This window comes from Chromobacterium sp. Panama (assembly GCF_003052555.1).
GTDB lineage: Bacteria > Pseudomonadota > Gammaproteobacteria > Burkholderiales > Chromobacteriaceae > Chromobacterium.
Genome location: NZ_QARX01000001.1, coordinates 1840108 through 1863671 on the forward strand (window position 1 = coordinate 1840108; position 23564 = coordinate 1863671).

Annotated in this window: 22 protein-coding genes; 11 read left to right on the forward strand and 11 right to left on the reverse strand. The window is 63.6% G+C overall.

What is annotated here, in order from left to right; translation table 11 throughout:
- The first annotated feature begins 182 nt into the window (after positions 1-182).
- Both DB032_RS08285 and DB032_RS08290 read left to right on the forward strand, forming a co-directional pair.
- The gene (locus tag DB032_RS08285; protein WP_107799055.1) at positions 183-368 is read left to right on the forward strand and encodes a hypothetical protein; all 186 of its coding nucleotides are present in this window, start codon (positions 183-185) and stop codon (positions 366-368) included.
- Between the two features lie 14 nt (positions 369-382).
- The gene (locus tag DB032_RS08290; RefSeq protein WP_146176615.1) at positions 383-577 is read left to right on the forward strand and encodes a hypothetical protein; all 195 of its coding nucleotides are present in this window, start codon (positions 383-385) and stop codon (positions 575-577) included.
- 118 nt (positions 578-695) lie between these two features.
- Here the strand turns inward: DB032_RS08290 and aac(6') are convergent, their stop codons facing one another.
- The 6 genes from aac(6') to ggt form a co-directional block, all read right to left on the reverse strand.
- Positions 696-1139 (reverse strand): aminoglycoside 6'-N-acetyltransferase, encoded by a 444-nt coding sequence (aac(6'), locus tag DB032_RS08295; protein ID WP_107799057.1) that lies wholly within the window; start codon positions 1137-1139, stop codon positions 696-698.
- A gap of 82 nt (positions 1140-1221) precedes the next feature.
- A complete protein-coding gene (locus DB032_RS24100; RefSeq protein ID WP_158274264.1) occupies positions 1222-1380 on the reverse strand; it encodes a hypothetical protein in 159 nt (52 codons plus the stop codon).
- A 130-nt stretch (positions 1381-1510) separates the two neighbouring features.
- The gene (locus tag DB032_RS08300) at positions 1511-1831 is read right to left on the reverse strand and encodes an SMR family transporter (RefSeq protein WP_107799058.1); all 321 of its coding nucleotides are present in this window, start codon (positions 1829-1831) and stop codon (positions 1511-1513) included.
- Positions 1828-2202, reverse strand: coding sequence for a multidrug efflux SMR transporter (locus DB032_RS08305; RefSeq protein ID WP_107799059.1), 375 nt, complete (start codon positions 2200-2202; stop codon positions 1828-1830). Before DB032_RS08305 ends, DB032_RS08300 begins: the two co-directional genes overlap by 4 nt.
- Before the next feature lie 274 nt (positions 2203-2476).
- A complete protein-coding gene (locus DB032_RS08310) occupies positions 2477-3238 on the reverse strand; it encodes an ABC transporter substrate-binding protein (protein ID WP_107799060.1) in 762 nt (253 codons plus the stop codon).
- Between the two features lie 189 nt (positions 3239-3427).
- Positions 3428-5185 (reverse strand): gamma-glutamyltransferase, encoded by a 1758-nt coding sequence (gene ggt / locus DB032_RS08315; protein WP_107799061.1) that lies wholly within the window; start codon positions 5183-5185, stop codon positions 3428-3430.
- A 171-nt stretch (positions 5186-5356) separates the two neighbouring features.
- On the opposite strand from ggt, the gene DB032_RS08320 reads away from it, so the two are divergent.
- Entirely contained in the window at positions 5357-6976 is a 1620-nt protein-coding gene (locus DB032_RS08320) for a methyl-accepting chemotaxis protein (RefSeq protein WP_107799062.1), read from the forward strand.
- Between the two features lie 122 nt (positions 6977-7098).
- Complete coding sequence (locus DB032_RS08325; RefSeq protein ID WP_158274265.1) at positions 7099-8718, forward strand: methyl-accepting chemotaxis protein; 1620 nt, start codon at positions 7099-7101, stop codon at positions 8716-8718.
- Positions 8719-8792: 74 nt separating this feature from the next.
- Here DB032_RS08325 and DB032_RS08330 read toward each other — a convergent pair whose 3' ends face one another.
- The 3 genes from DB032_RS08330 to DB032_RS08340 form a co-directional block, all read right to left on the reverse strand.
- The gene (locus DB032_RS08330) at positions 8793-8984 is read right to left on the reverse strand and encodes a hypothetical protein (protein ID WP_107799064.1); all 192 of its coding nucleotides are present in this window, start codon (positions 8982-8984) and stop codon (positions 8793-8795) included.
- 340 nt (positions 8985-9324) lie between these two features.
- Complete coding sequence (locus DB032_RS08335) at positions 9325-9696, reverse strand: hypothetical protein (RefSeq protein WP_107799065.1); 372 nt, start codon at positions 9694-9696, stop codon at positions 9325-9327.
- Positions 9697-10173: 477 nt separating this feature from the next.
- On the reverse strand, positions 10174-11820 hold the full coding sequence (locus DB032_RS08340) for a methyl-accepting chemotaxis protein (protein ID WP_107799066.1): 1647 nt from the start codon (positions 11818-11820) through the stop codon (positions 10174-10176).
- 322 nt (positions 11821-12142) lie between these two features.
- On the opposite strand from DB032_RS08340, the gene DB032_RS08345 reads away from it, so the two are divergent.
- Complete coding sequence (locus tag DB032_RS08345; RefSeq protein ID WP_107799067.1) at positions 12143-12892, forward strand: endonuclease/exonuclease/phosphatase family protein; 750 nt, start codon at positions 12143-12145, stop codon at positions 12890-12892.
- Between the two features lie 88 nt (positions 12893-12980).
- Here DB032_RS08345 and DB032_RS24105 read toward each other — a convergent pair whose 3' ends face one another.
- Positions 12981-14726 carry a methyl-accepting chemotaxis protein gene (locus DB032_RS24105; protein WP_158274266.1) on the reverse strand — a complete coding sequence of 582 codons (1746 nt, stop codon included), beginning with the start codon at positions 14724-14726 and terminating at the stop codon, positions 12981-12983.
- A gap of 46 nt (positions 14727-14772) precedes the next feature.
- The gene (locus DB032_RS08355; protein ID WP_107799069.1) at positions 14773-16464 is read right to left on the reverse strand and encodes a methyl-accepting chemotaxis protein; all 1692 of its coding nucleotides are present in this window, start codon (positions 16462-16464) and stop codon (positions 14773-14775) included.
- A gap of 158 nt (positions 16465-16622) precedes the next feature.
- Between DB032_RS08355 and DB032_RS08360 the strand changes: the two genes are divergently transcribed.
- Genes DB032_RS08360 through DB032_RS08385 form a run of 6 tightly spaced genes read left to right on the forward strand, consistent with a single transcriptional unit; the run spans position 16623 to position 23193 of the window.
- A complete protein-coding gene (locus tag DB032_RS08360) occupies positions 16623-16928 on the forward strand; it encodes an STAS domain-containing protein (RefSeq protein WP_107799070.1) in 306 nt (101 codons plus the stop codon).
- Positions 16915-19014 (forward strand): chemotaxis protein CheA, encoded by a 2100-nt coding sequence (locus tag DB032_RS08365; protein WP_107799071.1) that lies wholly within the window; start codon positions 16915-16917, stop codon positions 19012-19014. Before DB032_RS08360 ends, DB032_RS08365 begins: the two co-directional genes overlap by 14 nt.
- A 27-nt stretch (positions 19015-19041) precedes the next feature.
- Complete coding sequence (locus DB032_RS08370) at positions 19042-20706, forward strand: methyl-accepting chemotaxis protein (RefSeq protein ID WP_107799072.1); 1665 nt, start codon at positions 19042-19044, stop codon at positions 20704-20706.
- Positions 20707-20723: 17 nt separating this feature from the next.
- Positions 20724-21266: a chemotaxis protein CheW gene (locus tag DB032_RS08375; RefSeq protein WP_107799073.1), complete on the forward strand. Its 543-nt coding sequence runs from the start codon at positions 20724-20726 to the stop codon at positions 21264-21266.
- Positions 21267-22148 (forward strand): protein-glutamate O-methyltransferase CheR, encoded by an 882-nt coding sequence (locus tag DB032_RS08380; RefSeq protein WP_107799074.1) that lies wholly within the window; start codon positions 21267-21269, stop codon positions 22146-22148.
- The gene (locus DB032_RS08385) at positions 22123-23193 is read left to right on the forward strand and encodes a chemotaxis response regulator protein-glutamate methylesterase (protein ID WP_107799075.1); all 1071 of its coding nucleotides are present in this window, start codon (positions 22123-22125) and stop codon (positions 23191-23193) included. Before DB032_RS08380 ends, DB032_RS08385 begins: the two co-directional genes overlap by 26 nt.
- The last annotated feature ends 371 nt before the right edge of the window (positions 23194-23564 follow it).

The following is a 23564-nucleotide window of genomic DNA, read 5'->3' on the forward strand; positions in this document are numbered from 1 at the left end:
GACGCTCCCCCAAATACCCCGCGTAAGCGGGGTATTTTTTGCTTGGCTGCCAGTGGCGGCCGATGAAATGCAAGTTTGGCGGCCATGCTAAAATGCGGCGCCTTTTCCGATGGGAGTCGCCAGTGCAAGTGGTGATGCGGCATTGAGCAGATGTGATGAACAGATAAGAAAGAGAATGTCTAATGCAGTTTTTTGTAAATGTTGTTGTGATTGGCCTGATGGCGATTTATCCACTGTGGCGGATATTCAGGCGTGTGGGGTTGCCGCCATATTATGCCTTGGCTGTTTTTATCCCTGCGGTGGGTATGCTGTTAGTGATGCTGATGCTGGCAAATTCGGCATGGCCGGCATTTAAAAATAATAAATGAGGGGAGATATCGACATGCTTTTATTGGTGGCAGCGGCAGTCGTGACTTGCATTGTCATCATCTTGTTTGGGATGGTGATTTCAAGAATGGGGTATTCAAAGTGGGGCAGCTTGATCATCTTTGTTCCCGTGTTCAATATCCTTGCGCTTTGGTATCTGGCCTTTGCCAAATGGCCGATTGAAGTGAGCGAACAGCAGGAAACTCAATAGAGGTGGGTAGCTGGTTTGTGCACAGGTGATGGTGGCGTGAACGCCAAGCCTTTCACCAGGCGTTGGAGCTTGCCGTCTGTTGGCGGGACCGGTCTTGTGGCGTTCCACCAACCGTGGCTCAAATCAGCGCCTTCCTGAAAAACACCACTCTTTCCGTTTCCTCGAAACCCAGGCAGGCGTGCATGCGCTGCGAATCGACATTGCTCAGCGGCGCGTCGGATGCCAGTTCCGCGCAATCGTGCTCCAGGCCCCAGGCCTGCACCGCCGCAACTAGTTGCCGGGCAATGCCGCGTTGTCGGTGGGAAGGCAGGACGAAAATGCCTTCCAGGAAGGCGACCGGGCTGTCGGCGCAACCATTGACATAGTCGTGCCGGATGGCGGCGTCGGCGAAGCCCACCGCCAGGCCGGCGGCATCCCGCGCCAGGAAGGCGGCAAGGTGGCCCGACGCTAGGATGGCCTCACCGTCGCGGTAGTGGGCGGCGGGCGAGTGGTGCGGCCAGAGTTGTTGGCGCAGCGCCGCCCAGTCTGGCAGGGTGGCGTGGTCCAGTTTTTGAATCTGCATAAGGCTTCCTGTGCCGACGCGGCGACGTCGGAAAAAACAAAGGGCCGGCAAGGCCGGCCCGGTATGGAGGGGGAGGCGCGGCTTAGTCTACCTCGCCGCACAGCTCGCAAGGTTGATCCGTTTCGCCGTGGATGGCCAGGATGCCGACATCGCTGGCGCAGTGCTCGCAGAGGGTGAGCAAGGCTTGGGTGTTTTCCAAGGACTCTTGGCTCATGCCGCTCAAGACTTGATACTGTTGCATGTCTCAGCCTTTCATTGCTTGGATGGAGCCCGTACCCTAAACCGTTATGGCGCGGGTCGCCATACTCAGATAGGACAGGTCGGGCTGGGCGGCGCGTCATAAAAGCGTCACTGAACGCCGCCGAGGTTTATCAGGCGGTGGTCAGCACCACCACCGAGGAAATCACCACCGCCATGCCCACCCAGCCCAGCGGCTTGAGCCGCTGGCCAAAGAAGATGCGCGCGCCGATGGCGGTGCCGATGATGCCCAGCGCGCCCCACAGCGCGTAGGCCACGGCCAGATCGATGCCGCGCACCGCCTGGCCCAGCAGGGCGAAAGCCACCCAGACCATGGCGATGGCGCCGAAGCCCCAGGCCTTGTTGCGGAAGCCGTTGGATTTTTCCAGCATCAGGTTGGCGGCCACCTCGATCAGGGCCGAGGACACCACGAATACATAAAATACGGTTTTCATGCGCTTTGCTCCTGGGTGTGTTCATCGGCTTCGCCGGCCACCACGCAGGCGATGCCCACCACGGACAAGGCCAGTCCGATGATTTCCTGCGTCAGCAGCGTTTCGCCGAACAGATGGACGCCGATCAGCGCCAGGCCGGCCAGACCCAGGGCTTCCCAGGCGGCGTAGGCGACGCCCACGGAAATAGTGCGGATGGCGAGGGACAGGAAGTAATAGGACAGCGCCAGCGCCGCCGCCATCACGCCGTAGCCCCAGTAGCTCTCGGTGCGGGCGGCGTAGGCCATGAAGGACGTGCCCAGGATTTCGGTGGCGATGGCCACCAGTAGAAAGGCCCAGCCCAGCCAGGCTGGGGAAGACGATTGAGTTTGCATGCTACGCTCCTGTGATTGGAAATCCGGAAGCCACATGCGCTAGAGGCGCAACAACGCTCCGCTAAAAGCGCGGATGACGCCGTCAGCAAAGACAGTCGGTCGCTTAGGCTGCCCCGTGAAACCGTCTGGGGCAGAAGGGTTGTTTATCGCATTGAAGCGCAAGATAAGCGCCTGTCAAAGGCGAGGCGCTTATGGTGGCTGTTTGATATTTTGAACAAATATAACACAACGCTAATGGTTGTTCAATTTAATTGATAGCAAAAACTTTCAAATACTATTTGCACGCGGCCATCCGGACATTGTAGCGGCGCGCCAGGCGCGGCAGCGTGCCGTCGTGGCACAGCGCGTTCAAGGCTTGGTTGAAGTCCGCCACCATGCCGGGTTTCACTGATTTCAAAGGGAATCCGTATAGATAGGTCAGCGGCTGTATGGTGGCCAGCGGGCGCAGGCCGCTCAGCGCTTCGCGCCGGATGATGTAGCGAGTGACGTCTTCGTTGGCGAAAACCACCGCGTCCGCGCCGTAACGCATGGCGGCCAATTTCTTTAACACCGTTTCCTGATTGTTTTCCACGGAGATGTTCATATTGGGCAAGCCGGCGATCAGCTTGTCCAGGGCGTTTTGAGAGATGGACGGGCCGTAGACCGCGATGCGGTGGTTGAGCAGGTCCTGGGGGCGCTGGTAGCGGAAGGTGGAGCTGGCGGTGGCGAACAGGCCGTAACTGCTGTTGTACACCGGGGCGCTCAAGGCCAGCGACATCCTGCGCTCGGGCGTGTCCTGCACCGGGAAGATGCCGTCCACCTTGCCTTCATCGGCCAGCAGCAGGGCGCGGCGCCAGACCATGGCCTGGATTTCGCAGTTCCAGTTCAGCCGCTGGCAGACGGCCACCAGCGTATCCACCATCAGGCCTTGGGGCTGGGGTTTGTCGGTCACCTCGATGAAGGGCGGAAAATCCTGGGTGACGAAGTGCAGGGTGGCCGCGTTGACGGGGAGCGACAGCGACAAGACCAGCGCGGCGCTGCTCGACAATTTCAGCATGTGCGGGCTTCTCCCCAGTGACGGCGCGGGGCCGGCGGCGCTCAGGCGAAAGCCGGTTTTAACGCCGTATCGCCGCAGCGCGGCAGACTTTGAACAGTTCCTTATTACATTATGGTTGAGTTTTGACGCCGGTTTCTCGCTTTATCGGCCGGCCGGGCGCGTCCTTGAACGGCGCCCGGCCGGCGCGTCTTAATAGCCCATCGTGGCGCCGTCAGGGTTGCGCGGGTCGGAATAGCCGTACAAACCGCCGTCGCGCAGCTGTATGGTCTGGGTCCGGCCCATGCTGGGCTTGAGCGCGATCTTGTAGCCTTGTTCGCGCAGCAGGCGCAGCGTATCCGGGCTCAGGCCTTTTTCCACCCGCAATTCGTCCGGCAGCCATTGATGGTGCACCCGCGGCGTGGACGCGGCTTCCGCCGGGTTCATGCCGAAATCGACGGCGTTGACGATGGTCTGCAAAGTGGTGGTGATGATGCGCGCGCCGCCCGGGCTGCCGGTGACCAGCCAGGGCTTGCCGTTTTTCAGCACCAGCGTCGGCGACATCGAGGACAGCGGCCGCTTGCCGGCCGCCACCGCGTTGGCGTCGCCGCCGATCAGGCCGAAGGCGTTGGGCACGCCGGGCTTGACGGAAAAGTCGTCCATCTCGTTATTGAGCAGAATGCCGGTGCCGCCGGCGACGATGCCGCTGCCGAAATTCAGGTTCAGCGTGTAAGTCACCGCCACCGCGTTGCCTTGCTTGTCCACAATGGAGTAATGGGTGGTCTGGTCGCTCTCATAGGGCTGCGGCTTGCCGGGCTTGATCTCGGCGGCAGGGCGGGCCTTGACCGGGTCTATCGTCGTGGCCAGCTGGTCGGCGTAGCGCTTGGAGGTCAGGCCGGCCTGCGGCACTTTGACGAAGGCCGGGTCGCCCAGGTATTCCGAGCGGTCGGCGTAGGCCAGCTTCATCGCCTCGGCCAGATAGTGGATGGTCTGCGCGCTGTTGGGGCCGTAGTCGGCCAGCGGATAGCGTTCCAGCAGGTTCAGGATCTGGACGATGTGGATGCCGCCGGAGCTGGGCGGCGGCATGGATACCACTTGGTAGCCGCGATACGTGCCGCTGACCGGCGCGCGCTCCTCCACCTTGTAGCCGGCCAGATCGGCCTTGTTGATCAGGCCGCCGTGGCGCGCCATTTCCGCCACGATCTTGTCGGCGATGTCGCCCTGGTAGAAGGCTTTGGGTCCTTGTCGCGCGATCAGGCGCAGCGATTTGCCCAGATCGCGCTGCACCAGCTTCTCGCCGGCGCGCAGCGGGCGGCCGTCGCGGAAGAACACCGCCCGGCTGCTGTCCCAGCGGCCCAGATTGTCTTTTTCCACTTCCAGCATTTCCGCCAGCGTCTGAGACACCGGGAAACCTTGCTCCGCCAGCTTCACCGCCGGCGCAATCACCTTGGCCAGCGGCAGGCTGCCCCAGCGCTGCTGAGCGTGGGCCAGGCCGGCCACGGTGCCGGGCACGCCCACCGCCAGATGGGTGTACAGCGAGCGGCCGTCCACGACCTTGCCCTGCGCGTCCAGATACATGTCGCGGCTGGCCTTGGCCGGTGCGATCTCGCGGAAATCCAGCGCGATATTGCGGCCGCTCTTGGCGTCGTGCAGCACCATGAAGCCGCCGCCGCCCAGGTTGCCGGCGTTGGGCAGCGTCACCGCCAGCGCAAAGCCCACCGCCACCGCGGCGTCCACCGCGTTGCCGCCCTGGCGCAGAATGTCCAGGCCCACCTGGGTGGCCAGGCCCTGTTCGGTGGCCACCATGCCGTTGCGGGCGTAGACCGGGTGGAAGACATCGTAGTCGTAATCGTATTTGACCTGAGGCGGCGCCGGCGGGCTCAGCGCCAGGGCCGGGGCGTTGAAGCCCAGGCTCAGGCTCAGGGCCAGCGCGCTCAGCAGCAGTCTGGGGCGGGGACGGAATGGCGTCATGGTGATTCTCCTTTGTTGTTGGCGTTTTATGAATGTTGTGATTGCGAGAACATTCTACGGTGCCGCCGTCTGTCGCAAAAGCCTGATTTTCCATGCCAAATGATTTGAAAATCCCAAGCAGACACGCCTATAAAGAATCGAGTTTCATAAGTCATCACCTAGGGGGCTACCATGAGCATATCCCAACGTTTGCTGCTGACCCTGGCGGTCGCCTTGCTCGGCTTGTTCATTGTGGGCAGCTTCGGGCTGCTCCAGCTGCACCGGGCCAATGAGCGCTTCGACTATCTGCAGGCCAACACCTTTCCCAGCATCCACACCCTGGATCAGGCTTTGCAGGCGCAAACCGATATGCGGGTGCTGACCTACCGCCACGGCATCAGCGAAGATCCCAAGGTCAAGGCCGATATCGAAGCCAATATCGCGCAGCTGGACAAGCAGATGGACACGGCGCTGGACCATTACCAGAAAGACCTGGTGTCCGACGACGAGGACAGGCGGATGATAGAAAAAGACCGCGCGGACATCCGGATCTACCGCCAGCAGCGCGACACCGTGTTCAAGATCTCCCGCGAGCAGCCGCCGGAAACCACGCGGCGGGAGCTGGTGGGCGGTCCGCTGTTGGCCACGGCCAAGACCGTGGTCAAGGACATCAAGGAGCATATTGAATTCAACTACGGCCTGGCCAAGAAGCTGGCGGGCGAGAACGCCACGGCGTATCAGGAGGCTTTCGTGTCCTCCCTGGTGGTGATTGTGGGCGCCCTGATTCTGAGCGGGGCGCTGGGCTTTGCGCTGTTCCGCAGCATACGCAGCAGCCTGAACCAGATTGGCGAAACCCTGGATCAGGTCAGCGCCAGCAAGGATTTCCGCCTGCGCGCCAAGGTCTTGCGCAAGGACGAGATCGGCCGCACCGCCGCCGCCTTCAACCATTTGCTGGACGATCTGCAGCATAGCTTCCGCGGCATACGCGACAATATTTCGGAAATCGACAAAGCCACCTCCGGCCTGGCGGCCAACACCAATCAGATTGCGCGCAGCTCGGAAGTGCAGAGCGAATCCGCCGGGGCGATGGCGGCGGCGGTGGAGCAGATGACGGTGAGCATCAACCATGTGGCGGACAACGCGGTGGAGGCGCGCACCCAGGCGCAGCAGGCGGGCAGCATGGCCACCGAGGGCGGCCAGGTGATCTCCGCCACCGTGCTGGGTATTTCCGAGGTGGCGGGCGCGATCAGCGACGCCTCGCATCGCATTGGGCAATTGAAGGAAGACAGCGCCACCATCGCCTCGGTGATGGGCGTGATCAAGGACATTGCGGACCAGACCAACCTCTTGGCGCTGAACGCGGCCATCGAGGCGGCGCGGGCCGGCGAAACCGGCCGCGGCTTCGCCGTGGTGGCGGACGAGGTGCGCAAGCTGGCCGAGCGCACCGCCAGCTCCACCACGGAAATCGGCTCCATCATCAACAAGATGCAAAGCAGCACGCTGGAAGCGGTGCAAAGCATGGAAAAAGTGGTGGAACAGGTGCATCAGGAAACCGACAACGCCCGCGAAGCCAGCAGCGTGATAGAGAAGATTCAAGACAGCAGCGGCCAGGCGATGGAACTGGTCAAGGACATTTCCGGCAGCATCAACGAGCAAAGCACCGCCAGCAACACCATTGCCCAGAAAGTGGAGCAGATTGCGCAGATGGCGGAAGAAAACGCGTCCGCCTCCAGCGCCTCGGCGGACGCGGCGGAGCAATTGCAGCAGCAGGCCAAGAATATCCTGAACACCGTGACCCAATATCAAGTGTAGGGCCGAGCCGACGCTAAATATTTGTTCTTAATAGATATTCTCACTTAGTACTTTCTCCTGTTTTCTGACTGCGCCTATAACAAAGCTACATGTGGTATCGGGCGAAGACACGGAGAATAAGGATGAATATCTCACAGCGACTCATGCTGACCTTGATGGTGGCCATGCTGGCCTTGATCGGCGTCGGCAGTTACGGCCTGTGGCAGTTGCACAGCGGCAATGAACGTTTCAACTACTTGAAGAACAACACCTTTCCCAGCATACAAGCGCTGGACCAGGGCCTGCTGGCCTTGACCAAGATGCGGGTGGCGGCTTACCGCCATGGCATCGCCGCGGACGCCAAGAGCAAGGCGGACGCCGAGGCGCAGATCGCCGAAGGCGACAAGACCCTGGATCAGGTGTTGGCCGCTTACGAGAAAGACCTGCTGTCCAACGACGCGGACCGCAAGCTGCTGCAACAGGACCGGGCGGATCTGCAAGCCTACCGCAATAATCGCGAAAGCTTTTTGAAGGCTTCGCGCGAGCATCCGGGGCCGGCGACGCAGGCCATGCTGGTGGCCGGGCCGATACCGGACTCCGCCAAGGCCCTGGCCAAAGACCTCAACGACCACATCGACTTCAATTACTCCATGGCGGACAGCCTGTCCAAGGACAACGCCGCCGCTTACAGCATGGCCTTCGGCAGCTCGGTGGCGGTAATCGCCGCCTGTCTGCTGCTGAGCGGCGGCCTGGGCTGGCTCTTGTTCAGTCATATCCGGACCAGCTTGCACCAGATCCGCTCCACGCTGTTCAAGGTGAATCAGCACAAAGACTTCACCTTGCGCGCGCCGGTGGGACGCATGGACGAAGTGGGCGAAACCGCGTCCGCCTTCAATCAGCTGCTGGAGAATCTGCAGCGCAGCTTCCGGGACATCCGCGACAGCATCGGCGCCATAGACGGCGCGATGTCCGGCCTGGCCAATAACACCCATGAGATTGCCCGCAGTTCGGAAATGCAAAGCGAATCCGCGGCGGCGATGGCGGCGGCGGTGGAGCAGATGACGGTGAGCATCAACCATGTCGCCTCCAGCGCGGTGGAAGCGCGCGGGCAGGCGCAGCAGGCCGGCGAGAGGGCGACCGAGGGCGGTCAGGTGATTTCCGCCACCGTGCGCGGCATCACCGAGGTGGCCGGCGCGATTACCGACGCCGCGCAACGCATTGGGCAGTTGAAGGAAGACAGCGCCACCATCGCCTCGGTGATGGGGGTCATCAAGGACATTGCGGATCAGACCAATCTCTTGGCGCTCAACGCCGCCATCGAGGCCGCGCGGGCCGGGGAGATGGGCCGCGGCTTCGCCGTGGTGGCGGACGAGGTGCGCAAGCTGGCCGAGCGCACCGCCAGCTCCACCACCGAGATCGCCAACATCATCAACAAGATGCAAAGCAGCACGCTGGAAGCGGTGCAGAGCATGGAGAAAGTGGTGGATCAGGTGCACCAGGAAACCGCCAACACCCGCGCCGCCAACGACGCCATAGACGGTATACGGGACAGCAGCGGCAAGGCGATGGAATTGGTGCGCGACATCTCCAACAGCATTTCCGAGCAGAGCGTGGCCAGCAACACCATCGCCCAGCGCGTGGAGCAGATTGCGCAGATGGCCGAGGAAAATTCGTCGGCGTCCAGCGGATCGGCGGACGCGGCGGGTCAGTTGAGCAAGCAGGCGCGGGTGATCTTGCAGACGGTGTCGGCCTATCAGGTGTGAAGCCCGGCTCAGGAATGCCAAAAGGCGGCGCGGCATGCTTGCCGTTCGCCGCCTTTTGGCGTGCGGGAGCCGGCTTATTCAGCCTGCTTGTCGGCCTTGTCCCGCTTGGCGCGTTTAAGCTCCTTCTTCTTGGCCGGTTTGTCGGTCATCGGGTGCTTCAGCACCTTGGCGGCCAGCTTCCTGGCCGATTTGGTGGCCTTCTTCTGTCCGCGCACCTTGTCCGCCAGCGCCGCCAGTTTCTTGGCGGCGCGCTTGTTCTTGGCCATCTGACTCTCCTTTACGGATTGATGAATCGAAGCCCCATGGTAAGGCGTTGGGGGGAATAAGCACCGGGTCTTTAGGCCATTGACGGATGGGCTTGGGCGTGAAAGCCGCTGGGGGAGGGGGCGGGAATGACAAGCATTTCGGCTGGGCGAGTCACCCGCCTGTGGTTTTTATCCGGCACCAAGAGGGAGGGTGAATGGATCAAACAGGTGACTCGCGCAGCCGCCTTGCCAGCGTTTTCCAGCAAGGATTGCAGGCTTTTTACCATAGATTGCCGGCGCCAGCCATTGTCACATTCCCCATTGCCGCCCGGACGAGGGCCGTCCGGGCGCGTTTTGCGGCTCAGGGAAGCGCGGCTTGCGCCTCAGCGTCCGACTCATGCATGCAGGTGCTGACCGCGATCCATACTTCCAGATGGTCGAAGAAACCGGCCCAGGCGCCGCGCTGCGGGCTGAAGTCGAACAAATTCATATCATGGGCAATGCGGCTGAGCAGGCCGTGGCCGGCGTGCTCCGGGTGCTGACGAAGCAGTTCAACCAGCGCGCGGCCGTGACGCTCTCCCAGCGCGTAGGCCTCCGGGAAATCCCGGCACAGAGGCACACGCCAGTAATGCGGCCGGCTGCGCGCGGGCGAGGGGCCGACAAAGGGCAGCTTGGCTTCGCGGGCTTCCAACAAGCGGTAGAAGGCGCGCAGTTCTTCCTTGGTTTTACTCATGGCGGGCCTCCTGGTTGAAGCAGGCAAGCGCGGATGCGGGGGAAAACGGGGACGCGGGGCGGGGTAAGCGCCTAATGGATTTCGACATTGCTACCTCCTCAAGCGGATGCCGGCCTGGCCGCGGGGCACGGCTAGGCGGGCGCATGACAAGGTTGGACTACCGGACGATTTCCCAAAACCGGCGCACCGCGAGGTGCCCTCGCCACGGCCCGCCCGAATGGGCAAAGCAATAGCGAGACAGAGCGCGGGGAGGCCGCGGTCTGCCGGGATACCGTATATCGGGAGTCCAAGCCCGAGCGCCGCAATTGCAGCGGCGCGGGGCTATTGTTGGCGAGGCGGGGCTTTGCTGTCAATGAAGGGACGGCATCCGCGAAAAAACCGCCCCGCGGATCAGGCCGGCGGGGCGGGGATATGAAGCCGTTTGATTGTAGAAGCTGTTGCCGTATCGCCGACGCGCAGCGGATCGTAAACCGGTTCTTAAAGTTTGAAGGCCAGCGTGGTCTGCTGCAACCTCTCCGCCACCACCGCCAGTTCGCGGGTGGCTTGCGAGAACACGTCCACGGCCACGCCGTTTTCCTTGGACATCTGGGCGATGGCCTCCACGCGGCCGGCCAGATCGGTGCTGGCCTGACGCTGCTCCTGCATCGCCAGCGCGATGTCGCTGATGGCGCCCACCACGCCTTCCGCGCTTTCTTCCACTGAACTGATGGTGGTGGACACATGTTCCGACGATTCCACCACCTGGCTGACGATGTGGCGGCTGCTGCGCATGCTGTCCACCGCCTCCTTCGCCCCGGCCTGGATCTTGGCGATCATCTGGGTGATTTCGGTGGCGGAGCCGGTGGTGCGCTCGGCCAGCTTGCGCACTTCGTCGGCCACCACGGCGAAGCCGCGGCCCTGTTCGCCGGCGCGCGCGGCCTCGATGGCGGCGTTGAGCGCCAAGAGGTTGGTCTGATCCGCCACTTCCTTGATCACGGTGGCGATGCTGCTGATCATCTGCGCCTGTTCGGACAGCGATTCCAGGTTGTTGGCGGAGGCGGCCACGCTGTCGTTGACCTTGCGCACTTGCTGGGTGGAGTCCTGCACTTCCTTATTGCCTATCTTGGCCTGACTGCCGGCTTCGCTGGCCTGGGAGTCCGCCAGCGAGGCGTTGTTGGAGCATTGGTCGATGCTGACGGTCAGCTCTTCGATCGAGGCGGCGGCGCTGGAGGTGGCATTGACCTGCTGGCCGATGCTGGCGCTGACTTGCTCGGTGGAGGCGGCCAGCTCCTCGGCGGTGGCGGCCACGCTGGACGCGGAGTTGATGATGTCGCCCACGGTGACGCGCAGTTTTTTCTGGGTGTCGGACAGCGATTGCATCATCTGGGCCACTTCGTCCCGGCCCTGAACTTCTATGGTGCCGGTGAGGTCGCCGTTGCCCAGCAGGAACAGCGCTTCCATGCCTTTTTTCAGGCTGCCGACGATGCCGTTCTGTATCATCACGCCCAGCGCCAGCAGCACGATCACGGCCGCCACCAGCACGGCGACGACGGTGTTGCGCGCATGCTCGTATTTGGCCGTGGCGTCTTTCAGCGCTTGGTCGGCCAGCTTGACGTTGATATCGACGATCTGACTCATGATGTCGTCCACGGCCTGGAACTTGGGCCGGCAGTCCTTGGCCATCAGTTCCAGCGCTTTCTTATTGTTGACGCCGTCGCCGGTATCGCTGTAGCTGAGGTCGCGTACTTTCTTGCAGGCTTCCTCCATCGCCGGCCAGGCGGCGTCAAAGCGTTTGAGCGCGTCCACTTCCTGCGGGGAGAGTTCGGTTTTGCGGTAGAGCTCCAGCAGCCGGTTCATTTCCGTCACGTATTTGGCGCGATTGATGGTGACTTGGTCCATCTGCTTTTTTTCGGTTTCGGCGATGAAGCGGTAATCGGAACGGCTGGCGTAGATGGCGTATTGATTGGCCACCGCCACCCAGTTGACCGGCATCAGCTGATTGGCGTGCATGCTTGCGGTCAGCTGATTCATCTCCGAGGTGCTGCTGACGCCCACCACCCCAATGGCCACGCTGGCCAGCACGCCCAGCACGATCAGCCCAAAGATCTTGACCTTGATGCTGAACTGCGCAAGAAAGTTTCCCATCGCTCGCTCCCTAACTTCCGCCGATAACCACGCATTGTTTTCTAGCTACTGTTATAAGTGTGTAGTGCAGCTGTATTCATCTTGCAATGCTTGATGTAGGAAATTTTGCAGACGGGCAGTTCGTTCTAGGTGAATGATTTTCAGTTTCATGTCCGCCTGGGAGTGGAGATTGAAATTGCGCGGCCAGCGCTTATCTTTGAAACTGAGGCGGCGGACAATGGGCGCGGGGAACGGGGCCGGCGGCCGGCGGTCTGACTTAGCTTGTTCACGGGGCAGTTAGAAGCGGCGGAGGGTATGTCCGCCCGATAAAGAAGCGTATTGCATGAAAGCCATTACCGTAGCCACTTACAACATCCACAAGGGCATGTCGCCGCTGAACCGTCATGTGCGGCTGGGCGATATGGCCTCCGCGCTGGAATCCATAGACGCCGACGTGTTGTTCTTGCAGGAGGTGCAGGGCAAGAACATAGAGCGCGCCTTGCAACACGCCAGCTGGCCCAAGCTGCCGCAGCACCATTTCCTGGCGCGCCGGCTGGACCACAAGGCGGCTTACGGCCTGAACGCGGCCTATGAGCACGGCCATCACGGCAACGCCTTGCTGACGCGCTTTCCCATCAATACCTGGTGCAACCGCGATATCTCGGTCAACCGCTTCGAGAACCGCGGCCTGCTGCACTGTCAGCTGACGCCGGCGGGCTGGAAGCGGCCGGTGGTGACCTTGTGCGGCCATTTCAATCTGTTGGCGCGAGACCGGCGCAAGCAGTATCTGGACCTGGCGCGCTATGTGCGCGAGAACGTGCCGGCGGACGCGCCGCTGATTCTGGCCGGCGATTTCAACGACTGGCGGGAAGAGGCGACGGATCACCTGATGGACAGCCTGGGCATGGTGGAGGTGTTCGATCAGTTGTTCGGCCGCCATGCGCGCAGCTTTCCGGCGCGCATGCCCATGCTGCCGCTGGACCGGATCTATGTGCGCGGGCTGAAGCCCTTGGGGGCGGAGGTGCTGAAGGGCGCGCCGTGGTCGCGCTTGTCCGATCATTTGCCGCTGTCCGCCAGTTTGGCGCCGATTTGAGGGGTAGACTTTGAACCGGTTCTGAGAGTCCAATGAAGGAAAACAGGGCTCCGCATTGCGGAGCCCTGTCGCTTTGTCGCGGACCGGTTTAGAGGTGGAAGCGCTCCACCACGTTCTTCAGCTTGCTGGCGTGGCCGTTCAGCTCGCTCAGGGTGGCGCTGGCGCCTTGCGCCACCTCGGAGGTGCTGCGGGTCATGCCGTTGATGTGCTCGGTGTTGTGGGCGATGTTGCCGACGGCGGTGGATTGCTCGCGGGTGGCGTGGGTGATCTGGGTGAAGGTGTCCACCACTTGCCGCATCAGGCCGCCGATGTTTTCAATCTCGCTGGCCGCGCCCTGAGCCAGGCCCACGCTTTGATCCACGGTGGAGCGGGCCTGCTGCATGCTGGCCACGGTGCCGGCGGTTTGCTGGCGCATGCCCTGGGTCATCTGGGTGATTTCGGTGGTGGCCTGGGCGGTGCGCTCGGCCAGTTTGCGCACTTCGTCCGCCACCACGGCGAAGCCGCGGCCCATTTCGCCGGCGCGCGCGGCTTCGATGGCGGCGTTGAGCGCCAAGAGGTTGGTCTGGTCGGCGATGTCCTTGATCACGTTGACGATGGAGCTGATTTCCTCGGAGCGGGTGCCCAGCGAGTTCAGCGTGTCGCTGAGGGTGGACATGGCCTGGGACAGTTTGCCCACCTCGGCCGAAACCTGATGCATGGCGTGGCGGCCGCGCTCCGCGCTGCTGTTGGCCTGGGAGATGATGGCGTTGGCGTCGGCGGTGGTGTCGGCCACATGGGTGACGCTGACGGTGATCTGCTCAATGGTGGCGGCGCTGGAGCTGATGGCCTGGTTGACCTGGTCCGCGTCCTCGCTGATGCGGTTGGTGGTCTGGTGCAGCGAGCCGACGGCGCTGACCAGCTGGCCGGCGTTGTTGTTGACTTCGCCTATCAAGCGGCGCAGCCGCTGATTCATCACGCCGATCTGGCCCAGCGCGCTGGCTTCCGGCGCCTTGGGCACGTCCACGGCCAGGTTGCCGGAGGCGATTTCCTGCAACACGCCTTCGATGTCGGTGACCGATCCGCCCAGCTGGGTATGGATCTGGCGGCGGCCCAGCAGGATCAGCAGCAGGATTTCGCCCACCAGCAGCACGATGGCGGTGAGGAATTGCAGCTGGGCGCTGGACAGCCTGTCCTTGGCCTGGGCCAGCGCGGCGTTGGTGCGCTGGTCCAGCAGCACGAAGAAGTCGTCGATGGGCTTCATGATCTGGGCTTTGAACTGGTGGTATTCCTTGCTGTGCACCAGCTTGCGCGCCAGTTCCATGTCCGGCTGGCCGCTGACGCTGTACTGCCCCTGGGCGTCGGCGAACTTGCCCTTGACCGCGTTCATCGCCCGCACTTCCAGCTTGACCAGGCCGTCGGAGTTGGCTTGCGCCTCCTTGAGCTTGGCGAACTCGCCATCGGTGAAGCCGGCTTGCTGCATCAGGGTTTGCAGCGGCACGGTTTCGCTGTCCGGCCGGGGTTTTTCCTGGCCGGCGGCGACGAAGTCCCAATAGATGCGGTTGTATTCCTGCGGACGTGGCGCCTTGCCGTTGCGGATGTCCAGCACGCGGTTGTATTGCTGCTCATAACCGGGGTCGCCGGTGACGACGTAGGTGCGGCCCAGCCGGGTCAGATCGTCCGAGCTTTGCCGCAGCTCCGAGGCCAGCAGGTAGGAGTGATAACGGCTTTCGCTGGCGGCGCTCATTACGTCCACCGCCTGGCGCATGGAAATGAAGGTGTAGATCACGCCGATAAAGGTGAGCGCGATGAGAATCAGCAGGCCGGTGATGGCCTGGTTGGCGCGAAAATTTTTCATGTGGAGAGGTCCTCGCAGTGCGGCTGAACGATGTTGTGGTGGCCGGTCAATATCGGGGTCCATGGCCCGCGGTGACGCGGCCGGCGGCGCTGGTTTCTCCTGGAGGAGCGGGGGCGGCGGCGTGGAAGCGCTGCATCTGGGCTTGCACTTGGTCCGCATGGCCGCGGCTGTCCGCCGAGATGGCGGCGAGTTCTTCCACCAGGCTGGCGTTTTGCCGGGTGGCGGCGCTCAGTTGCTGAATGGTGGCGTTGATTTGTCCCACGCCTTGCGCCTGTTCGTTGGCGGCCACGGCGATTTGCTGAATCAGGCTGGCGGTCTTGCCGCTGGAGGAGACGATGGCGGCCAGTTGCGCGCCGGCCTGGCCGGCGAGTTGAACGCCGCTGGCGGCCATGCCGCTGATCTCCCTGGCGGCCAGCTGGCTGCGTTCCGCCAGTTTGCGCACTTCCTGGGCCACGATGGAGAAACCGTTGCCCTGGGCGCCGGCGCGGGCGGCTTCGATGGCGGCGTTGAGCGCCAGCAGATTGGTCTGATAGGCGATGTCGTCTATCACCGAGATGTGTTCCGCGATGCGCCGCATGCTGCGCACGGTGTGTTCGACGATTTCGCCGCCCTGGCGCGCGTCGTCCGCCGCCTGGACGGCCATGGTTTCGGTGAGCTTGGCGTTGTCGCTGCTCTGGTTGATGGCGGAGGAGATCTGCTCCAGCGAGCAGGCGGCCTCGGACAGGCTGGCCGCCTGGCCGTTGGTGTTGAGGGACAGCTGCTGGGAGCTGTGGTTGATCTGGGCCGACATCATGGACAGATGGCCGGCGCCGCGCTGGGAGTCCGCTATCGCGCGGCTGAGCGTGGTCACGGTCTGGAGCATGGCTTCCGCCAGGCTGTCCCTGGGGTAGCCGCCGGGCGGGGCCGCGGCGGCCAGATCGCCGGCCGCCACCGCCCGCATCAGCCGGGTGACGCGCAAGGGCTCGTCGCCCAGCATGGCGAACAGGCGCCGGTAAATGGTCCAGAACATCAGCAAGCCCAGCGCGCAGCAGCCCAGCATCAGACCGATGACGATGGCTAGCCATAGCTCGGCCTGGGCGCGGGACTGGACGACGGCCTGGTTGGTGCGTTCTTCCATCAACTGATAAAACGCGTCCACCGGCTGCATGATGGCGGCCTTGTCCAGGTGGTATTGGCGGTCGTGCAGAATGCGCCGGGCCAGTTCCGGGTCCGGCGGGCCTTGGCGGCTGAAGCCGCCCTGGCCGTCGGCGAAGCGTCCCTTCATTGCGTTCATCGCCACGGTTTCGGTATTGACCAGCCGGTCCGAGTTGGCCTGGGCCAGCCCGAGCTGGTCGAATTCCTGTTGAGTGAAGCCGGCCTGCCGCATCAGCTGTTGCAGCGGCACGGCGGGGCCGTCCGGCTGCGGCTTGTTGTCGCTAGCCGCCATGAAGTCCCAGTAGATGCGGTTGTAGTGCTGCGGGCGCGGCTGCTGGCCGTTGCGTATCGCCAGCACCGCCCAGTATTGCCGCTCGTAGCGCGGGTCCGCGGTTTCCGCGTAGGTGCGGACCAGGCGGGTGAGGTCGTCCGAGCTTTGCCTCAGCTCGTTGGCCAGCAGATAGCTTTGATTGCGCTGGGATTCGGCCTGGGCTTGCAGATCCAGCTCGTGCCGCAGGCGCAGGGTGCACAGCAGGAGCAGCAGCAAGAGTAGGGCGAAGACGCCGGCGCCGGCCGTCAGCAGGGATTTGATGCTCAGTTTCATAGGCCTCCCGCCATGCTGCTGTTGCCGTGTCCGCGCCGTCGCACGTTGGCTTGCTTACTGTTTTTTATAAAACAATCTGTTTCTTGACTACTTTTAGTGTGGACACTTAAGTAAAAACAGTGAGTTAACACCCGCTTGGCGTTTGGTTTGGGGGCGTAATGGCATTGCATGTCGAAACCGGCGAGGGTTGGGCCAGGGCCAGCCTGAGCGGCGAGTTGAGCGTTTACACGGTGGAGCGGCTGAAAAGCGAGCTCCTGCCCTTGTTGGGGCAGGAGTCGGTGTCGTTGAGCTTCGCCGAGGTGACGGAGGTGGACGGCTGCGCCTTGCAGTTGCTGCTGGCCTTTGGCCGGCAGCTGCGGCGGCTGGAGCTGCTGGCGGACAACCCCTTGGTCAGCGAGGCCTTCCAGTTGCTGGGCGTGACGCTGACGGCGCCGGCGTCGGGAGGCGAGGATGGACTGGAGTAAGGCCAGGGCGATTTTCCTGGAGGAGTCCCGCGAGCTGTGCGACGCGCTGGAAGGCGCGCTGCTGGACCCCGCGGCTTTTCCCGCCGACGCCGAGACGTTCAACTTGCTGCTGCGCACCGCGCACACCATCAAGGGCTCCGCCGGCACCTTCGGCTTCGACGCGCTGGTGGCCTTCGCCCATGCGATGGAGAGCGTGCTGGAACGGCTGCGCGGCGGCAAGATCGCGCTGGGCGACGATCTGGTCAGCCTGCTGCTGGCCTGCAACGATCATCTGCGGCGGATGCTGGAGACGGTGGAGGCCTCCGCGCTGGACGCGGAACCGGCCTGGCCGGACGGCGCGCCGCTGTTGCAGCGTTTGCAGTTGTTCCTGCTGGATGGGGCACCCTGCGCGGTGGCCGGCGAGGAAGCGCTGGACGTCGCCGCCACGCCGCTGTGGCAGTTGTCGCTGCGCTTTTATCCCGATTTGTTCCGCGACGGCTTCGATCCGCTGTCCTGCCTGCGCTTCCTCAGCCAATTGGGCGCGCTGCGCGAGGTGGAGCTGGTCTGGCCGCCGCTGCCGGCCTTCGCCGACTTGGAACCGACGGATTGTTTCATTGGCCTGGAGCTGAGCCTGGAATCCGCGGCCAGCCTGGAGCAGGTGCGCGACGTGTTCGAGTTCGTCGCCGAAGACAGCATGCTGGGCATTCTGCCGCCGCGCGCGCCGCTGGCGGCCTTCCGCTCGCTGGCGGAGCGGCTGGGCGAATCGATAGAGCCGCAGCTGTCGCGCTGGCTGGCGCGCGGTGCCTTGACGGCGGCGGAGGCGGAGCGGGTGCGGGAGGCGCGCTGGTTGGCGCGGCCGGAGAACGGGCGGAGCGGGGAGGCCGGAACGGCGGCGGGCCGGCCGGCCCGCGGCGACAGTCACTATATCCGGGTGGAGGCCGGCAAGCTGGACCGGCTGATCAACCGGGTGGGCGAGCTGGTGATCGCGTCCGCCGGCACCAAGCTGATTGCGCAGAGCCGCTGCGACGCGGAGCTGCTGGAGTCGGTGGCCATCATCAACACGCTGGTGGAAAGCATACGCGACGACGCGCTGACCTTGCGCATGGTGCCGGTGGACGAGGTGTTCTGCCGGTTTCCGCGCATGGTGCGCGAGGTGTCGCGGCAGCTGGGCAAATCCATACAGCTGACGATTCAGGGCGCGGACACCGAGATCGACAAATCCATGGTGGAGCGCTTGACCGACCCGCTGATGCACCTGGTGCGCAATGCGGTGGACCACGGCCTGGAAACGGCGGCGGAGCGGCGGGAGGCGGGCAAGCCGGAAACCGGCAAGGTGGTGCTCAACGCCTTTCACGACGCCGGCTCGGTGGTGGTGGAAATCAAGGACGACGGCCGCGGCATAGACCGCGACAAGGTGTTGGCCAAGGCGCTGGAGCGCGGTTTGCTGAGCGAGGGCCGGCAGTTGAGCGAGCAGGAAACCCTGCAGCTGATTTTCCTGCCCGGCTTTTCCACCGCGCACGCGCTCAGCGATCTGTCCGGCCGCGGCATGGGCCTGGACGTGGTGAAACGCAATATCGAACTCTTGCGCGGCGAGATCGAAATCTTTTCCCAGCCGGGCCAGGGGACCACCTTCCGGCTGCGGCTGCCGCTGACGCTGGCCATCATCGACGGCTTCCGGGTGGAGGTGAACGATTCCTCGCTGGTGATGCCGCTGGACATGATGATCGAGTGCGTGGACATGCCGGAGGAGACGATGCGGCAGAACGCGCGCCAGATCAATGTGCGCGGCGATTGGCTGCCTTTCGTGTCCTTGCGGGAGCTGTTCAATCTGCCGCCGGCCGCGCAGCCGGAGTACGTGGTGATTGTGCATTACGGGGAAAACCGCGCCGGCGTGGTGGTGGACCGGCTGATGGGCGAGGTGCAGGCGGTGATCAAGCCCTTGGGCGAGATATTCCGATCGCTGCGCGGCATCAGCGGCTCCACCATTCTGGGCAACGGCAAGCCTGCACTGGTGCTGGACATTCCGCAATTGATCCACCACGCCTGCCGCCGTGAGCGGCGGCGGATTCGCCAGTCCAGCGAGACGCAGGCGAGCGACGTCATTTAGCGCGCCGATACGCGCCGGGAGGTAGTCATGCAGTGGTTTCACAATGCGCAGGTCAAGACCAAGCTGGGCCTGTCGTTTGGCGTGGTGCTGGCTTTCCTGCTGGCGCTGGGCTTTGTCAGCTACTCCGCCACCGAGCGCATCACCGGCGTGATGGTGAATCTGTTCGACAACCAGCTGACGCCGATCAAGGATATCGGCAGCGCGGCGCGCAACGCGATGGCCAGCAACCGCTCCCTGTACCGCTATATCGCCGAGACCGACACCAAGGCCATGGATACGGTGGATCTGGAAATGGTCGGCTTCGAGAAGAGCATGAACGCCAGCATAGACGCCTACCGCAAGACGGATCTGACGCCGCCCGAGGTGGACGCGCTGCGCCGCTTCGACGCCGCCTGGGCCATTTACCAGCCCTACGCCACCGAGGTGAAGCGCTTGTCCTATACCGACCGCGGCGACGGGGAGAACAACAAGCTGGCGCTGAAGCTGATGGCGGACAAGGGCTGGCCGGCTTTCCAGGCGGTGGACGGGGTGCTGACCGAGCTGATCAATCTGAACGCCAAGCTGGCCGACAACTCCCTGGTGGAAACCAAGGTGATCAGCACGGACGCCTTGCGGGTGCTGGTGGCGATAGCGGTGCTGGCGGTGCTGCTGAGCATCGCGCTGGGGGTGATGGTGACGCGCAGCCTGCTCAAGCAATTGGGCGGCGACCCGTCCTACACCGTGCAAGTGGTGAGCCGGGTGGCGGCCGGGGATTTGTCGGTGCCGGTGAAGCTGCATCCGGACGACACCTCCAGCCTGCTGTATTCGATCAAATCCATGGCGCACCGGCTGTCCGAGACGCTGTCCGAGGTCAGCGCGATGTCGGAGGCGATAGGTTCGGCGTCCGAGGAGGTGTCGTCCACCGCCAACTCCCTGGCGCAGACTTCGTCCGAGCTGTCGTCCAGCATCGAGCAGACCAGCGCCTCGGTGGAGGAGATGGCGGCCACGGTGACGCAGAACGCCGACAATGCGCGGGTGACCGAGGGCATCGCGTCCAAATCCGCGTCCAGCGCCACCCAGGGCGGCAGCGCGGTCAGCGATATGGTGCACGCGATGAAGGAGATCGCGTCGCGGATCACGGTGATCAACGATATCGCCAACAAGACGGATCTGCTGGCCATCAACGCGGCGATTGAGGCGGCGCGCGCAGGCGAGCACGGCAAGGGCTTCGCCACGGTGGCGGTGGAGGTGAGGAAGCTGGCGGAGCGCTCCCAGGTGGCGGCCAAGGAGATAGGCGATCTGGCCAGCCGCTCGGTGAGCGTGGCGGAGAAGGCCGGCACCTTGCTGCAGGAGATGTTGCCCGGCATAGACCAGACCGCCAGCCTGGTGCAGGAGATTTCCGCGGCCTCGCGCGAGCAGCGCACCGGCATTGATCAGATCAACAGTGCGGTGACGCAGATCAGCAGCGGCATGCAGTCTTCGGCCACGTCGGCCGAGGAACTGAGCTCCACCTCCGAGGAACTGAGTTCCGCGGCGATGCAGCTGCAGGATTTGATGCAGCAGTTCAAGCTGCGCAACACCCGCGGCGGCCGCAAGTCCCGGCTGGTGCACATCGGCCACTTGCACGGCGGCAAGGCCGCGCCGCCGCCGCCGATGGACGACGATGACGATATGGATCTGACCGTGGACGAGGACAAGTTCTCCAAGTATTGAGAGGGAGGAAGACGGCGATGAGAAACAGCGACCAGCCGGCCGGCCAGGACGGCGGCGACCAGAAATTCCATTGCGTCACATTCATCCTGGGCGAGGATTTGTTCGGCATTCAGATCAACTTCATCCGGGAGATCATCGAGTTCGACGGCATCACCGAGGTGCCGATGATGCCCAACTTCGTGCGCGGCATCATCAATCTGCGCGGCGCGGTGGTGCCGGTGATCGATTTGTCGGTGCGCTTCGGCCGCGGCCAGACGGCCTTGAAGTCGTCCACCTGCGTGGCCATCCTGTCCTTGCCGGGCCTGGAGGGCGGCTACGCCGACATCGGCATTCTGCTGGATTCGGTGTGCGAGGTGCTGGAGATCCCGCAAAGCGAGATCGATCCCTCGCCCAGCTTCGGCTCCAATATCCGCAGCGACTTCATCCAGGGCATCGCCACCATCAATCAGCGCTTCGCCATCCTGCTGAATGTGCGCCAGGCGCTGTCGGTGTCCGAGCTCAGCGCGATGGCGGAGGCGGTGACCCAGCAGTTTCTGAGCGACGACATCGAGGCGCTGTAGATGTTCGCCCTGGAAGAGACGCTGGCCGCCGCGCCCTTGTTGACGGATGGGGAGTTTTTCCAGCTGCGCCGCTTCATCTACCAGACCGCCGGCATCGCCATGCCGATGAGCAAGCGTTCGCTGATCCAGTCGCGCCTGGCCAAGCGCATCCGCCATTTGCGGCTGAACAGCTACGCGGCTTACTGGCGTCTGATCTCGGACCCGGCCAATGTGGCGGAGCGGCAGTACGCGATCAATCTGCTGTCCACCAATGAAACCTATTTTTTCCGCGAGCCGGAACACTTCGCCTGGCTGCGGCAAGAGGCGGCGCGGCTGCAGGGCAAGGGCGAGTTTCGGGTGTGGTCGGCGGCCTGCTCCACCGGCGAGGAGCCGTACACGGTGGCGATGATTCTGGCGGAGGCGCTAGGCCTGCTGGGCCAGTGGCGGGTGTACGCCACCGACATCAATACCCGGGTCACGCATCTGGCCCGGCGCGGGGTGTACTCGGTGGAGCGCGCGCGCAGGACGCCGCCGGAGCTGTGGCGGCGTTATTTCCTGCGCGGCCGCGACGAATACGCCGGCATGGTCAAGGTGGCGCCGGAGCTGGCGAAGAAGGTGAGCTTTTCCAATTTGAACCTGCTGCACGCGACGGACTTCAACCATAGTCATTTCGATGTGATTTTCCTGCGCAATGTGCTGATTTATTTCGACGAGGCCACCAAGCTGCGGGTCTTGCTGTCGCTGTGCGACAAGCTGCGGCAGGGCGGGCATTTGATCATCGGGCATTCGGAATCCATCCGGCACCTGGCGCTGCCCTTGGCGCAGGAGGCGCCGTCGCGCTACCGGCTGGATGCCCACTTGGCGGGCGGAAGAATCGATGAGCATCAGTGTTCTGATTGTTGACGACTCCGCGGTGGCGCGGGAGATGCTGGGCCAGATGCTGGCCACCGCGCCGGACATCAAGCTGCTGGGCGCGTCGCCGGACCCCATTTACGCGATGAGCCGGATGAAGATCCGCTGGCCGGACGTGATCATCCTGGATCTGGCCATGCCGCGGATGGACGGCCTGACCTTTCTGCGTCAGGTGATGGCGGAGCGACCCACGCCGGTGATCATTTGCTCGGCCTTGACCACCGAGGGTGCGCTGGTGTCTCTGGAGGCGATGAGCGCCGGCGCGGTGTCGGTGCTGCTCAAGCCGTTGGCCAACGCGAGGACGAATTTCGCCGTGAACGCCAAGCGGCTGGTGGAGGAGGTGCGCGCGGCGGCGGGGGTGAGGGCGGAGGCCTTGAAGCAGGCGGCGCCGCCCGGCTATCCGGCGCCCAAGCTGACCGCCGACGCCATTTTGGACGCGCCGTCGGAGCGCCGGCGGCCGGCGCAGGGCGCGGAGCGCGTGATCGCGCTGGGCGCGTCCACAGGCGGCACCCAGGCGCTGGAGTTTTTGCTGCAAAGCCTGCCGCCGCACTGCCCGGGCATGGTGGTGGTGCAGCATATGCCTGAGGGCTTTACGACCATTTTCGCCGGCCGGCTCAACCAGCTGGCCCAGGTGGAGGTGAGGGAGGCGAAGAACGGCGACGTGCTCAGCGCCGGCACGGTGCTGATTGCGCCGGGAGGCCAGCATCTGCTCTTGCACCGCCGGCAGAAGCAGTTCGTCGCGGAGGTCAAGGGCGGGCCGCCGGTGTCGCGGCACCGGCCGTCGGTGGACGTGTTGTTCCGCTCGGTGGCAGTGAGCGCCGGGGCCAACGCGGTGGGCGTGATTCTCACCGGCATGGGGGACGACGGCGCGCGCGGCATGCGCGAGATGCACGACGCCGGCGCACGCACGCTGGCTCAGGACGAGGCGTCCTGCGTGGTGTTCGGCATGCCGCAGGCGGCCATCGCCCGCGGCGGGGTGGACGAGGTGATGTCTCTGGAGCGCCTGGCGCGGCTGTTGCAGGGTCTGCGCGCCTGAGAACCTGTCCATGGTCCGCCGCGTGGCGGCGGACGTGGCCCTCAAGATAGATACAGATGCGATAGGTGTTTTTACGTAAATACCGATGCTTGCCGGTGCCTATTTGTAAAAAACCTTTTAAAAACAAAGCCGGCGCGGGTCGCTTCACCTCGAGAAAAAGCGATTATGCACTTGCTATGTGCAAACTACCAAAGCCAGTCGCATTGATTCGCGTTTAATTGGCGTTATCATCACTTTCCATATTCAGCGCTCGCCGCCGCACTGGGCCGCTTGTCCCGGCGCGCCGCCGCCTGTCTATCTTTCCCCGCCCGCTCCGCACCACTTCGCGGTGCCGTCATCGTCTCTTGTCGATTACTGCCTGATCCACTGCC